The organism is Aureimonas ureilytica (assembly GCF_001475935.1).
GTDB lineage: Bacteria > Pseudomonadota > Alphaproteobacteria > Rhizobiales > Rhizobiaceae > Aureimonas > Aureimonas ureilytica_A.
This window is the reverse complement of record NZ_LDQA01000038.1, coordinates 32,429-45,627: the sequence shown is the minus strand read 5'-3', so window position 1 is coordinate 45,627 and position 13,199 is coordinate 32,429. Positions and strand designations below refer to the sequence as shown.

At 66.8% G+C, this 13,199-nt stretch carries 13 protein-coding genes; 7 read left to right on the top strand and 6 right to left on the bottom strand.

The genetic code is table 11. The annotated features are described in order from the left end of the window. Nucleotides 1-169: 169 nt before the first annotated feature. Nucleotides 170-883, bottom strand: coding sequence for a MipA/OmpV family protein (locus tag NS365_RS15515; protein WP_058601207.1), 714 nt, complete (start codon nt 881-883; stop codon nt 170-172). 259 nt (nt 884-1,142) lie between these two features. Between NS365_RS15515 and uppP the strand changes: the two genes are divergently transcribed. From uppP to purU, 3 genes are all read left to right on the top strand, one after another. Next, nucleotides 1,143-2,018, top strand: a complete 876-nt coding sequence (uppP, locus tag NS365_RS15510) for an undecaprenyl-diphosphatase UppP (protein ID WP_058601206.1) — start codon at nt 1,143-1,145, stop codon at nt 2,016-2,018. Nucleotides 2,019-2,206: 188 nt separating this feature from the next. Further along, on the top strand, nt 2,207-3,610 hold the full coding sequence (locus NS365_RS15505; RefSeq protein ID WP_058601205.1) for an L-serine ammonia-lyase: 1,404 nt from the start codon (nt 2,207-2,209) through the stop codon (nt 3,608-3,610). A gap of 52 nt (nt 3,611-3,662) precedes the next feature. Then, nucleotides 3,663-4,547, top strand: coding sequence for a formyltetrahydrofolate deformylase (purU, locus tag NS365_RS15500; protein ID WP_058601204.1), 885 nt, complete (start codon nt 3,663-3,665; stop codon nt 4,545-4,547). Nucleotides 4,548-4,565: 18 nt separating this feature from the next. Here the strand turns inward: purU and NS365_RS15495 are convergent, their stop codons facing one another. Beyond that, on the bottom strand, nt 4,566-5,492 hold the full coding sequence (locus tag NS365_RS15495; protein ID WP_058601203.1) for a LysR family transcriptional regulator: 927 nt from the start codon (nt 5,490-5,492) through the stop codon (nt 4,566-4,568). Nucleotides 5,493-5,620: 128 nt separating this feature from the next. Between NS365_RS15495 and NS365_RS15490 the strand changes: the two genes are divergently transcribed. From NS365_RS15490 to NS365_RS15475, 4 genes are read left to right on the top strand one after another with little or no spacing between them, the layout of a single operon-like run. Beyond that, nucleotides 5,621-6,673, top strand: coding sequence for an aromatic ring-hydroxylating dioxygenase subunit alpha (locus NS365_RS15490; RefSeq protein ID WP_058601202.1), 1,053 nt, complete (start codon nt 5,621-5,623; stop codon nt 6,671-6,673). After that, nucleotides 6,670-7,770, top strand: a complete 1,101-nt coding sequence (locus NS365_RS15485) for a 2Fe-2S iron-sulfur cluster-binding protein (RefSeq protein WP_058601201.1) — start codon at nt 6,670-6,672, stop codon at nt 7,768-7,770. Before NS365_RS15490 ends, NS365_RS15485 begins: the two co-directional genes overlap by 4 nt. 39 nt (nt 7,771-7,809) lie before the next feature. Next, entirely contained in the window at nt 7,810-8,922 is a 1,113-nt protein-coding gene (locus tag NS365_RS15480; RefSeq protein ID WP_058601200.1) for an aminotransferase class I/II-fold pyridoxal phosphate-dependent enzyme, read from the top strand. Then, on the top strand, nt 8,919-10,328 hold the full coding sequence (locus tag NS365_RS15475; protein ID WP_058601199.1) for an FAD-binding oxidoreductase: 1,410 nt from the start codon (nt 8,919-8,921) through the stop codon (nt 10,326-10,328). Before NS365_RS15480 ends, NS365_RS15475 begins: the two co-directional genes overlap by 4 nt. A gap of 4 nt (nt 10,329-10,332) precedes the next feature. Here NS365_RS15475 and hutC read toward each other — a convergent pair whose 3' ends face one another. The 4 genes from hutC to NS365_RS15455 are packed head-to-tail and all read right to left on the bottom strand — an operon-like array spanning nt 10,333 to nt 13,184. Further along, nucleotides 10,333-11,070, bottom strand: a complete 738-nt coding sequence (hutC, locus tag NS365_RS15470; protein WP_244498462.1) for a histidine utilization repressor — start codon at nt 11,068-11,070, stop codon at nt 10,333-10,335. Nucleotides 11,071-11,080: 10 nt separating this feature from the next. Beyond that, a complete protein-coding gene (locus NS365_RS15465) occupies nt 11,081-11,887 on the bottom strand; it encodes an amino acid ABC transporter ATP-binding protein (RefSeq protein WP_058601197.1) in 807 nt (268 codons plus the stop codon). After that, complete coding sequence (locus tag NS365_RS15460) at nt 11,884-12,546, bottom strand: amino acid ABC transporter permease (RefSeq protein ID WP_058601196.1); 663 nt, start codon at nt 12,544-12,546, stop codon at nt 11,884-11,886. Before NS365_RS15460 ends, NS365_RS15465 begins: the two co-directional genes overlap by 4 nt. Continuing rightward, nucleotides 12,543-13,184: an amino acid ABC transporter permease gene (locus tag NS365_RS15455; RefSeq protein ID WP_058601195.1), complete on the bottom strand. Its 642-nt coding sequence runs from the start codon at nt 13,182-13,184 to the stop codon at nt 12,543-12,545. Before NS365_RS15455 ends, NS365_RS15460 begins: the two co-directional genes overlap by 4 nt. Between the last annotated feature and the right edge of the window lie 15 nt (nt 13,185-13,199).

Here is a 13,199-nt window from a genome sequence, read left to right as displayed (position 1 = left end):
CGGATCTTTTCGCCATCCAGGGCGAGCCACGTGTCTCGCCCGTCCTTCGGACCGTCGCGAATGCTCGCCGATGCTGACCTAGCATCGACTGCGCTTCGCTCCCGCCCCACGGGCGAAAATCTCTCGACCATCCTCCGCCCGGAGGTTTCGTCTCCAGCTCTAAGACGCCTCAGGGCACCTTGAACGAGAAATCCAGTTCGAGGCCGACCGTGTTCTCGGCTTGACCGTCGCGCCGGCCATTGCCGGCGAGCGGCGTCAGGAACTCGTCGTAGATCGTGGTCGAAACACTTGGCGACACAGGCACTTTCAAGGCCGTGGTCGCGCCCGCGTAGAAGCGCGTCGTGGCATGGACGCCGTGCCCTTCGTCGGCTGCCGTGCGGAAATAGTCTCCGTCCCCGAGCGTCAGGCGCGGTCCGGCCGAGAAGGTCGAGGCGGCCGGGCCGGCCACCACGAGATCGCTGCCGAGCGTGACATGCGCGCCTTCGCCGGCTCCCACATTGTCCAGCGCCTCGGCGCGAACGCGCAGGCGCTCATCCGGCCACCACTCGGCAAAAGCCCCGGCGTCCACGGCCACGCTATGGGAGGCCAGGCGCAGGTCGATGGCCGGACCGGCGGAAAATCCGTCCCGGTCGATCAGCGCGAAACCCATCGCGTCGTCGGGCGTGCTGAAATTGTCCGGTTCGTCCGCGCGGCGCAGGTCGAAGGTCGTGGGGAGCAGCGACTTCGCTCCGCCCGTCGCCACCTCCGCGCTGAAGCCGAGCGTCGCGATCCAGCCAGGCGCGACCATCGCCTCGCGCGGCGCATCGTCGCCTTGGCCCGCGAAGGCGGGTGCCGTCACCAGAAGCGCGGCCGATACCAGAACTGTCGATCCGATTCGACGCATCAGACTTCCTTTCGCGTCTCTTATCGTAAGAGACGGCGGCGCAATGGTGAAGCTCTGCCCTTTCATTGTGTTGAATGAGCGGGCGCTTTTCGCCGGCGCATCCGAATCCTACGAAACTGTAAGGATTCATCCGCTCGTGCTGCATTGCAAAAGAGCCGGCTTTGGGGGACATGCCCTTCACAGCGGTGTGATCGGGGGGCTCTCGTCCAAGGGCGCGGCCCCGCTTGGTCGAGCCCGATCCATTTCCACGGAGAGCATGATGGCGGCGGTTTGCACCAATGGCGTGGACACGGGCTTCACCGCCCTCGGCATGGGAAAGGTCGCCATTCTCGGCGTGTTTCAGGGCATCACCGAGCTTCTGCCGATCTCCTCCACGGCGCATATGCGGATCGTGCCCGCCGTTCTCGGCTGGCCCGACCCCGGCTCGGCCTTTTCCGCCGCCATGCAGATGGCCGCGCTCTTTGCCGTGGTCAGCTATTTCTGGCGTGACATCACCGGTCTTGTCGGCGGTTCGGTGAAGGCGCTCGGCGCGCGCCGCTTCGACGCGCCGGAACTGAAACTCGGCTTCGGCATCGTGAGCGGCACGCTGCCCATCGTGGTCGGCGGCCTTCTTCTCAAGAACGTTCTGAACGCCTGCGGCTCGCCGCTGCGCGAACTCTGGGTGATCGGCCTTGCCTCTATCGTCATGGCGCTGCTTCTGGCGCTGACGGAATGGACGAGCCGCCATCGGCGCAGCTTCGAGACGATCGGCTTCAAGGATGCGCTTCTCGTCGGCATCGCGCAGGCCGGCGCGCTCATCCCCGGCGTGTCCCGCTCGGGCTCGACCCTCACCATGGCGCTGTTTCTCGGCCTGAAGCGGGACGATGCGGCGCGCTTTTCCTTTCTGCTCGGCCTGCCGGCCATTCTGGGCGCGGGCCTGAAGGAACTCGTCGAGCTGCACCATGCCGGGCTCGACGCGCAGGGATGGGCGGTTCTGGGCGTCGGCTTGGTCACGGCATCGCTGTCGGCCTTCGTGGCGATCTGGAGCCTGATGCGCATCATGGAGCGCTTCTCGGCCTGGCCCTTCGTCTATTACCGCTTGGCCATGGGCCTCATCCTGCTCGCCGGCGTCTGGACGGGCGTCTTTCAGGGATGATGCCGAGCGCTTGCGATGGCGCAATCCTCGGCCTCGCATGACGTGAATATCCTGTCTGCCGGATGGCGACGCGGCTAGGCTTCTCCCATGTGTTTGGAGAGCGCCATGCCCGATTTCCGCCTCCCCCCGATGTCCTTCACGATGCGGCGGCCTTGATGGGCCGCGCCATCTGGCACGGGTGAACCGACATGTTCTTGAGTGTTTTCGATCTCTACAAGATCGGCATTGGCCCCTCCAGCTCCCACACGATGGGACCGATGACGGCGGCCGCGCGCTTCCTTGCTGAACTCAAGACGGGCCAATGGCCGCGCCCGCAAGGGGCGATCGTCCACCGCCTGCGCGCCATCCTGCACGGCTCGCTTGCCTTTACCGGCGTCGGCCACGCGACCGACCGCGCCGTGGTGCTGGGGCTCGCCGGCTACACGCCCGCCACGATCGACCCGGACGATGTCGAAGGGATCGTTTCGAGCGTCACGGCGAAGGGCGAGGTGCAGCCGGGCGGCCACCCGGCTTACGCTTTCGACCCCGCGCGCGATCTCGTCTTCGATCGCGCGCGGGCGCTGCCGGGCCATGCTAACGGGCTCGCCTTCGAGGCGCTGGATCGCAACGGCGCGATGCTGCTGCGCCGCGTCTATTATTCGATCGGCGGCGGCTTCGTGGTGGACGAGGACGAGTTGAGCCGCAAGGATACGGTCCCGCCAGCCGGCGAGGCGGCCCCAGGCGTGCCCTATCCCTTCACCTCCGCCAGCGAGATGCTGGCCATGGCCGCGCGCTCCGGCCTGTCGATCGCCGAGATGCAGCGCGAGAACGAGCTGACGCTGACGAGCGCGCAGGATCTCGACGCAAGGCTCGACGCCATCGCCGAAACCATGGCCGACTGCATCCGGCGCGGCATCCGGCAGGAGGGCATCATGCCCGGCGGGCTGAAGATCCGCCGCCGCGCCAAGGCGATCCACGACAAGCTCCAAGCGGACGCCGCGCGCAACGTCTTCCAGCCGCTTCTCGCCAATGACTGGCTCTCGGTCTACGCCATGGCCGTCAACGAGGAAAATGCCTGCGGCGGGCGCGTGGTCACCGCGCCGACCAATGGCGCGGCGGGCGTCGTGCCGGCGGTTCTGCAGTATGTCCGGCATTTCCACACGGATGCGACCAAGGCCGATCTGCGGACCTTCCTTCTCACCTCGGCGGCGATCGGCGGCATCATCAAGCGCAACGCCTCGATCTCGGGCGCGGAGGTCGGCTGCCAGGGCGAGGTCGGCTCGGCCTCGGCCATGGCGGCGGCGGGCCTTGCGGCGCTGATGGGTGCCAATCCGCTCCAGGTCGAAAACGCCGCCGAGATCGCGCTGGAGCATCATCTCGGCATGACCTGCGATCCCGTGCGCGGGCTGGTGCAGGTGCCCTGTATCGAGCGCAACGCCTTTGGCGCGGTGAAGGCGGTGACGGCCGCCTCGCTCGCGATGAAGGGCGAAGGGCTGCACTTCGTGCCGCTCGACGCCTGTATCGAGACCATGCGCCAGACCGGGCTGGATATGGACCATCGCTATAAGGAAACGAGCCTCGGCGGCCTCGCGGTCAACCTGCCCGAATGTTGAGAGCTGGCCCTGCCGGCCTCTTCCTCCAGTGTATTCAGAATCGAGCGTCGCCATGAGCCAGTATGTTCTGACCGCCTCCTGCCCCTCGACGCGCGGCATCGTCGCCTCCGTCTCGGCGCATCTGGCAGGGCGCGGCTGCAATATTCTGGACTCCGCGCAATTCGTGGATCGCGAGGCCGGACGCTTCTTCATGCGCGTCGGGTTCGATTCCGAGGACGGGGCGGGGTTGGAGGCGATCGAGGACGGTTTCAGCGATCTCGCTGATCGCTTCGACATGCGCTACGCCTTTCATGACAGAACGCGGCGCATGAAGGTGCTGCTCATGGTCTCGCGCTTCGGCCATTGCCTCAACGATATTCTTTATCGCTGGCGCATCGGCGCGCTGCCGATCGACATTGTCGGCGTCATCTCCAACCATCTCGACTATCAGAAGCTCGTGGTGAACCACGACATTCCGTTTCACCACGTGCCAGTGACCAAGGCCAACAAACCCGAGGCCGAGGCGCGCATTCTCCAAATCGCGGAGGAAGCCGGCACCGAACTGATCGTGCTCGCGCGCTACATGCAGGTGTTGTCGGACGCGATGTGCCAGCGCATGTCGGGCCGCATCATCAACATCCACCACTCGTTCCTGCCGAGCTTCAAGGGTGCCAATCCCTACAAACAGGCCTATGAGCGGGGCGTGAAACTGATCGGCGCGACGGCCCATTATGTGACGGCCGATCTAGACGAAGGTCCGATCATCGAGCAGGACGTGGCGCGCGTCACGCACGCGCAGTCGGCCTCCGATTACGTGACGATCGGGCGGGATATCGAGGCGCAGGTTCTCGCCCGCGCGATCCACGCCCATATCCACCACCGCGTCTTCCCCAATGGCGACCGCACGGTGGTCTTCCCGGCCTCGCCCGGCGATCACGCCTCGGAGCGGATGGGCTGAGAGTCAGCCGGCCTCTTGTCAGCCTGCACTACCGGGCGCGGATAGCATCGCCTGTCGCCGCCCCTTGGCGACGAGCCAGCGATGGAAATCCCGCGCGAAAGGCTTCTCCAGCGAGGCCGGGTGCCAGCCGAGATAGTAGGGCGCGGCGAGACGCAGGCGGTGGTCAAAGGGAATGACAAGCCGGCCCGTTTCTAGCTCGTCCGCTATCATCGACATCTGCGCCAGCACGAAGCCTCGACCCGCGACGGCCGCGTCAATGGCGCTGGAGGACAGCATATAGGAGAGATCGCGCGGGAAGGCGCTGGCCGGCGCGCCGATGCTGGCCGCCCAATCCTCCCAGCTCGGCGCGCGCGAGGCCGCGCCCGACCAGACGATGTGAAGCAGCGGAAAGCGCAGAATGTCTTCGCCGGTGGCCAGATCCTGCCCCTCTATCAGTCGGGGCGCGCAGGCGGGCACGGCCCAGTCGGTGAAGAGTTCGATCGCATGGTGGTAGCGCGGCTGCGGCCCGTAGAAGATGCGAAAGTCGATCCCGTCCCGCTCAAAGTCGGGCTCCTGCTCGGTGCCGACGAGTTGCACCGCCGCGCCCGGACAGAGCGCCCGCCAGTCGAAGATTTCGCGCCCGATCCACTTGCCGAGAACCGAGGTGAGAGCACTCAGGCTCAGCGCCGTGTCGGCATGGGCGCGGCGCACGATCTCGGCCGCGCCGGAGAGCTGGGAAAAGCCCGCCTGGATCTCGGCATGATAGAGCTTGCCCCAGCGCGTCAGCTCCATGCGCCGCCCATGCCGGTCGATCAGCGCGAGGCCCAGATGCTCCTCCAGCTTCTGCAATTGCTGCGTCACCGCGCCGGGCGACACGCCGAGCTCGCGCGCCGCCTCGCTGACGCTGCCATACGTGCCGAAGGCGGCGAAGGCTTGGAGCGCTTTCAGATGGGGAATGGGCGCCATGTCGGATCTGGACAGCCGGGCTCAGATTGGATTTAGAATAACTAAAACATAGCACAGTTTTCAGCCCGTTGCCCATCCTGCCGAAAGTTTCGACAATGGCCGCACACGGCAGGTCGAGGATGGGATCGATGTTTCTGAAAAACGCCTGGTATGTCGCCGCCTGGGATCATGAAGTGAGGGACGGGCTCCTGCCGGTTCGCCTCCTCGGCGAGAACATCGTCCTCTATCGCCGCCGCGACGGCGCGGTCGCCGCGCTGGAGGATGCCTGCCCGCATCGCAAGCTTCCGCTCTCCATGGGCCGGGTCAAGGGCGACGATGTCGAGTGCGGCTACCATGGCCTGACCTTCGACGGCACGGGCACCTGCACCCGCGTTCCCGGCGCCGAGCGCATTCCGCATGTGGCGCGCGTGCGCTCCTATCCGATCCACGAGCGCTATGGGCTTCTCTGGATCTGGATGGGCGAGGCCGAGAAGGCCGATCCGGCCGAGATTTTCCAGGTCGAGCATTGGGGCGATCCCGCCTGGGGCATCAATCGTGGCGAGTCCATGGTTCTGGACTGCAACTATCTCTACATGACCGACAATCTGCTCGACCCCTCGCATGTCGCCTGGGTGCACCAGAGCTCGTTCGCGAGTTCCGCCTGCGAGGAAACGCCACTGGAAACCACGGTCGCCCCCAATGGCGTGACGGTCTGGCGCTGGATGATCGATTCCGAGCCCGCGCCTTTCTACGCGCCCTTCCTGAAATTCTCCGGCAATTGCGATCGCAAGCAGCATTACGAGGTGCGCTATCCCTCGAACGCGATCATCAAGGCCATCTTTGTGCCGGCCAACAGCTATCGTGAGGGCGAGCCTCTGCATGAGGACGTGTTCCTCATGGACAGCTACAATTTCATGACGCCGGTGGATGAGAACCACACCAAATATTACTGGTTCCAGATGCGCAATTTCGCGCCTGATGATGCCGAGGTCTCGGCGCGCTTCGCCAAGTCCGTGCGCGGGGCCTTCGAGGAGGATAAACTGGTGCTGGAAGCCGTGCATCAGGGCATGGCCAACAAGCAGACGCCCAATCTCGATCTCAAGATCGACGTCGGCCCACTGCGCTTCCGCCGCCGCCTCCAACAGATGATCGAGGCCGAGCGCGCGGCCCTTGCGCCCGCAACGCCGGTCGCGGCCGAATGAGCGAGGCCGCGCCTTCGGGCTTCCGGCGCCTTCGCCTCATCGACATCAGGCCGGAAAGCGAGGCCATCGCCTCCTTCCGGTTCGAGCCGGTCGATCCGGGCGACTGGGCGCCCTACCGCCCCGGCCAGTTCCTCGTCTTCCGGGTGCCCGACGCGAGCGCGCCGGGCGGCTGGGCCCTACGCAACTACTCGATCTCCGGCCCCTCGGACGGGCGGACCTATCGCGTGTCCGTCAAGCGCGAGCCCTATGCGGGCGGCGAGCATGGCGCGGGGCTCGGCTCAGGCCATTTCCACCATCGCCTTCAGCCGGGCGACGAGGTGTTGGCCAGTGCGCCGCGCGGCGAGTTCGTGCTGGACGAGGCGAGCCTACGCGCCGTGCTGCTCCTGTCGGGCGGCGTCGGCCTGACCCCGCTGGTCGCCATGCTGCATCGCCTGGCCGAGACATCGGAGCGGCCCGTCTTCTTCATCCACGCCGCCGAGAATGGTCGCCACCACGCGCTGACCGATGAGGTCGAAGCGCTGGCGGCGCGCCGCCCTGGCATTCGCACGGCCTTCATCTACCGCACACCGGATGAGACTGACACGAGCCAAGCCCGGCATGTCGCCTCGGGGCTGGTGACGCGGGAGGTCCTGCAATCGCTCCTGCCGCTCGATGATTACGACGCCTATCTCTGCGGCCCGCCCGGCTTCATGCGCGCGCAATATGACGCGCTGACGAGCCTTGGGCTTCGCCCCGAGCGCATCGCCTACGAGTTCTTCGGTCCGGCGTCGCTTCTTGGCGCGCCGGAGGTCGTCGTGGCCCCCGCTACCGTTCCCGAGCCGGCCCCTGCCCCATCGGGCGAAGGCCCGCTCGTGTCCTTTGCGGTCTCAGGCACGTCTGCGGCGTGGAGCGAGAGCTCCGGTTCGCTTCTGGACCTTGCCGAAGGCGCGGGCCTTTCCCCGCCCTTCAGTTGCCGCGCGGGCGTCTGCATGAGTTGCAGCACTAGGATTCTGTCCGGCGAGGTCGAGTATTTCGAAGACCCTCTGGACGAACCCCCGCCCGGCGAAGTGCTCTTGTGCTGTACGCGGCCGCGCGGCAGCGTCACGCTCGACATCTGACGGCGCCCGCCGCTTCTCCTTCCTTGAAAGTCCGCACCCTTGAGCGACGCACATGCCCGTCTTCGCCTCAATCCGCATGTCGCGGCCTTGCCGCCCTACAATGCCGGCCTCAGCCTCGACGTCGCGCGCCGCGCCAGCGGGCGTGACGATATCGCGCGTCTTGCCAGCAACGAGAACCCGGACGGCTGCTCGCCGCGTGTCCTGGAAGCGCTTCGAGGCTTCGACCCCTCGCGCTATGCCGACCCCGCCTGCACGGCGCTGCGCGAGGCGATCGGCGCGTTTCTTGGGGCCGAGCCCGATCGCATCGTCTGCGGCAATGGCTCGGAAGAGCTGATCGCCGCCATCTCGCGCGCCGCGCTGGAGCCCGGCCGGGACGTCCTGACCGTCGCCCCGAGCTTCGGCCTGCACGAGATCGAGCCACTGGCGGCCGGCGCGCGGGTGCGCAAGATCGCGATGCGCGAGGATTTCGGCTTCGATCTCGCCGCGCTGGAAGAGGCGCTACGAAACGGCCCGGCGCTGTTCTTTCTCTCCTCGCCCTGGAACCCGGTCGGCCCGGCGCTGAATGAAGCCGGCCTCCGCCGATTGGCCGAGGCTGCAAAGGGGCTCGGCACGCTCTTCGTCCTGGACGAGGCCTATTTCGAATATGGCGGCGACGCGCTGCCCGATGCACAGCGCATCCTCGGTGAAGCCGGCCTGCCCTTCGTGATCCTGCGCACCTTCTCGAAAGCCTATGGGCTGGCGGGCCTGCGCGTCGGCTATGCGCTGGCCTCCGACGCCGCCCTCGCGCGCACGATTGCAGCGGCGAAAACGCCGTTCAACGTCAACGGCGCGGCGCAGATCGCAGCCCTCGCGGCGCTGGCCGATCAGGACTGGATGCGCGCCTCCGTCGCAAAGCTGGAAGTGAGGCGCGGGGCGCTCGCTCAAGGCTTAAAGAAGGCTGGTTTCCGTGTCGCGCCCTCGCGCACGAATTTCCTGTTCGTGGACACGGGGGGCGACAGCGCCGAGGCGGCGGCCGCGCTTCTATCGGAGGGCATCATCATCAAGCCTTGGCGCGAGGCGGGCTTCGAGCGCTTCCTGCGCGTGACGATCGGCACCGCGTCCGACAGCGAGCGCTTCCTGGCCGCCCTGATCCGCTGGAGGGACGCGCAATGAGCGACACCGCCCTGCCCCTCCCCGCCGGTTTCGAAGACCAGCTCCGCGCGCTTCTGGGCTCGTCCAACGCGAAGACCGACGACGCGCTGGCGGCGGTCGATCCCGGCTGGAACGCCGACAATCTGAAGGGCGGCATCCTGGCCCTGCCCGGCACAACGGATGAAATCGCCGCGCTCGTCTGTCTATGCCGCGAGGCGGGAGTTTCGGTCGTGCCGCAGGGCGGGCGTACGGGTCTCGTCGGCGGCTCGGTGTCGCGGCCGGGTCAGCTGATTCTCTCCACCCAACGCCTGAACGCGGTCGAACGGCTCAACCCGATCGAGCGCACCGTCACAGTCGGGGCCGGCGCGACGCTGCAATCGGTGCAGGAGGCGGCGGCGCGCCATGGGCTGGAGCCCGGCATCGACCTGCCCTCGCGCGGCACGGCGACGATCGGCGGCATGATTTCGACCAATGCCGGGGGCATCATGGCCTTCCGCAACGGCGTCATGCGTCATCGCATTCTCGGCCTCGAAGCCGTGCTGCCCGATGGTACGGTCATGAGCGATCTCACCCGCGTCGTGAAGACCGCCGCCGGCTATGATCTGAAACATCTCCTGATCGGCGCGGAAGGCACGCTCGGCATCGTCACCCGCGCCGTCCTGAAGCTCGACACGCTGCCGCAGGCGAGCGCCACGGCGCTGTTCGGCCTGCCGTCGGTCGAGGCCGTTCTGGAGGTGATCCAGCTGGCGCTTCGGATGCCCGGCGTCGATCTGCGCGGCGCGGAAGCCATGTGGAAGCCGTTTCTGGATCTGACGGCCGAAGCGCTCGGCTGGCGCGACGCCGCCATCGACCGCTCGGCCCCGATCTATCTTCTCCTGTCGATCGGTGGTGCGGAAGACGGCAGCTTGCCCGCCGCCTTCGAGACCCTGTTCGAGACGGTGGTGGAACGCTTCCCCGACGCGAGCGGTCTGATCGCCCAGTCGAGCCGGCAGGAGCGCGAACTCTGGCGGCTGCGCGAGGACACCGACTTGGTTTATCACGCCTATCCCGGCGCGCCCTCCTTCGACGTGTCGCTGCCGCAGTCCGAGATTTCCGACTATGTCGAGCGGGTGGAGACGGAGTTGAAGGCGCTGGATGGGGCCTTCGAGCCGCTGATCTTCGGGCATCTCGCCGACGGCAATCTCCATGTCATCCTCAACTGCTCCGGCCCGCTGGAGCCCGCGCGCATGGCAGCGGTGGAAGACGTTCTCTATCGCGACGTGAAGCGGCGCGGCGGCTCGTTCTCGGCCGAGCACGGTGTCGGCACCAAGCGCATCTCGCCGATGGAGGCGACGAGCGACTCCGGCAAGCTCGCCCTGATCCGCCATATCAAGGCGAGCCTCGACCCGGAGGGGCTGATGAATCCGGGCGTGATCGTGCGGCGGTAGATGATCATGCGCCCGGCGAGGGCGTGAAGCGCGCGACGAGTTCGTGCGCCTCGCCGGGATAGGTGATCTCGACGGCGGTGACGCTCGCATCCGAGTTCCAGGTGCGCCGGTCGATGACGAGACAGGGCGTACCGGGCGGGATCAGAAGCGCAGCCGATGTGAGCGCGTCGGCCCCCGCTGCTCGGATCGTGTGCTCGGCGCTGGTCCAGGGCACGCGCGCCATCAGCCAGGCGCCCGGCGGCTCGGCGGCGGAAAACGCCGTCTCGGCCGCGTCCGGCACGACGGTCAGGTCGATCAGCCGGTTTTCGAGGCAGAAGGGCTGGCGCGCGGCGAAGTGCCGGCAGAGGATCGACAGGACAGGACGTGGCTCGCCGAGGCCGAGGCGCTTGGCGTCCTGCACGTCCGCCTCGCGTTGCTCGAGACGCATCATCTCGAACCCGTAGGCGAGGCCCAGTCCCTCCACCTCGCGGCGGATATCGGCGATCTCCATCACGGCCGAATAGGATTGCGGGCGGCGCACGAAACTGCCGGCCTTGCGCCGCCGCTCGATCAGCCCGGCCGAGACGAGTTCGCCCATCACCTTGTTGACGGTCATGCGCGAGCAGCCGAACTGCGCGGCAAGCGCCTGTTCGAAGGGCAGCTGCGTGCCGGGCGGCCATTCGCCCGACAGGATGCGCCCGCGCAGCTCGGCCAGGATCGTCTGATGCAGCGAAGGGCGGGGGGCGACTATCACAGACGCCAAGGCGCGTATCTCAAGGGGCCTGGAGCAGCATGGCCGCGCCGCGGTCGAGATAGGTTTCCAGGAACTGCGTCAGACGCGGATGGCGGGGATGGGCGAAGACTTCCGCCGGCGGGCCGACGAGCTGAAGCTTGCCGCCGTCCAGAAAGGCGATCTTCTGCCCGACCGTCGCGGCAAAGCCGATCTCGTGCGTGACGACCACCATGGTCATGCCTTCGGCGGCCAGCGCGCGCATGACGTTCAGCACCTCGCCCGTCAGTTCCGGGTCGAGCGAGGAGGTCGGCTCGTCGAACAGCATGATGGCCGGCTGGAGCGCCAGCGCGCGGGCGATGGCGACGCGCTGCTGCTGCCCGCCCGAAAGCTGCGAGGGATAATGCCCGGCGCGCTCGGCAAGGCCCACATGGCGCAGCTGCTCCATGCCGCGCGCTTCGGCCTCGTCCCGCTTCAGACCGCGCACGCGCAGGAGCGCCTCGCAGACATTGCCGAGCGCGGTCATGTGCGGCCAGAGATTGAACTGCTGGAAGACCATGCCGATATGGCCGCGCACCTCGCGAATGCTGGTGGCCGGCAGGCGCGTGCGCCGGCCGCTCGCATCCTCGGTGAAGCCGAGCGGCGCGCCGTTGATATGGATCGTGCCGCTGGTGGCCTCTTCCAGAAAGGCCATGCAGCGCAGGAGCGTCGATTTGCCCGAGCCCGAGGGGCCGATGAGGCAGGTCGTGCCGCCGCGCGGCACTTCGAGGTCGATGCCCTTCAGCACCTCGGTTTCGCCGAAGCGCTTGGTGAGGTTGCGGACGGCGATAGCGGGGATGCTCGTGCTCATGAGAACCTGAACTTGGAAAGCCGACGTTCGCTGAAGCGGCCGAGCCACCCGCAGACCTCGACCAGAAGCCAATAGAAAAGGGCGAGAAGGAACATCGCTTCGACAAAGGCATATTGCTGCGAGCCGATAGCCCCGATCACCATGGTCATTTCAGGCACGGTGATGATCGAGAGAACCGCCGTCTCCTTGACGAGGAGAATGGTCATGTTCACGCATTGCGGCAGGACCAGCATGGTCATCTCGGGCAGGAGAATGCGCCGGATGATCTGCGCACGCGTGAGGCCGACGCATTCGGCAGCTTCCACATGTCCAGGCGGAATGGCGCGGAAGCCGGCGCGGAAGATTTCGGAGAAATAGGCCGCGCCGTAGATGGTGAGGCCGATCAGCCCGGCGGGGATCGGGTCGAGACGCAGGCCAATGGCCGGGCCGCCGAAATAGAGAAGGAAGATCTGCACCAGAAACGGCGTGCCGCGCAGGATCTCCACGAAGAAACGCAGGATCAAGCCGAGCCAGAGCGGGCCGAACTGGCGAAGCGTCGCGACCAGAAACCCGAGGATCAGGCCGCCGAGCGTGGATGCGATCCAGATCGCCACCGTGACGCGCAAACCCGAGAGAATGGCCGGAAGCTGGCTGAGAATGAGATCGACGTCGAAATTCATGCCCGGCCTGTCTTCACGAGGCGTTCGGCGAGCGAGCCCGCGCCGGCCAAACTCCAGTTCATCACGAGATAGAGCCCGCCCGCGACCGCATAGAACATGAGCGGCTTGTAGGTGCTGGCCGCCAGATTCTGCGCCATGCGCGTCAGCTCGATGACGCCGACGACGGAAATCAGGGAGGACGCTTTCAGGATCAGGATCGCTTCGTTGACGAGAGCGGGGATGGTGAGGCGCAGTGCGATCGGCGCGCGGATGCGCCGGAACTGCTGCCAAGCGTTGAGGCCCACCATGTCGGCCGCTTCCAGCAGCCCCTTGGGAACGGAGGCGAAGCCGCCACGAAGGTTTTCCGCCTGATAGGCGGCGGTGCAGAGCGACAGGCCGATCAGGGCCGCGACGGTGCTTGGCACCATGACGCCCAGCACGGGCAGGAGATTATAGATCAGGAGGAGCTGCACCAGCAGCGGAACGCCCCGGAAAAAGGAGATGAAGGCGACCGCCGGCCAGCGCAGAAGCGCGCTCGGCGACAGGCGGCCGGCGCAGATCACGAGGCCGAGAGCGAGCCCGATCACGATCGAGACGGCGCTGAGAAGCAGCGTATTGCCCGCCGCCCAGAGCATCAGCTCGAAAAGCCGCATCGACATAAGGGACGTCCTCGA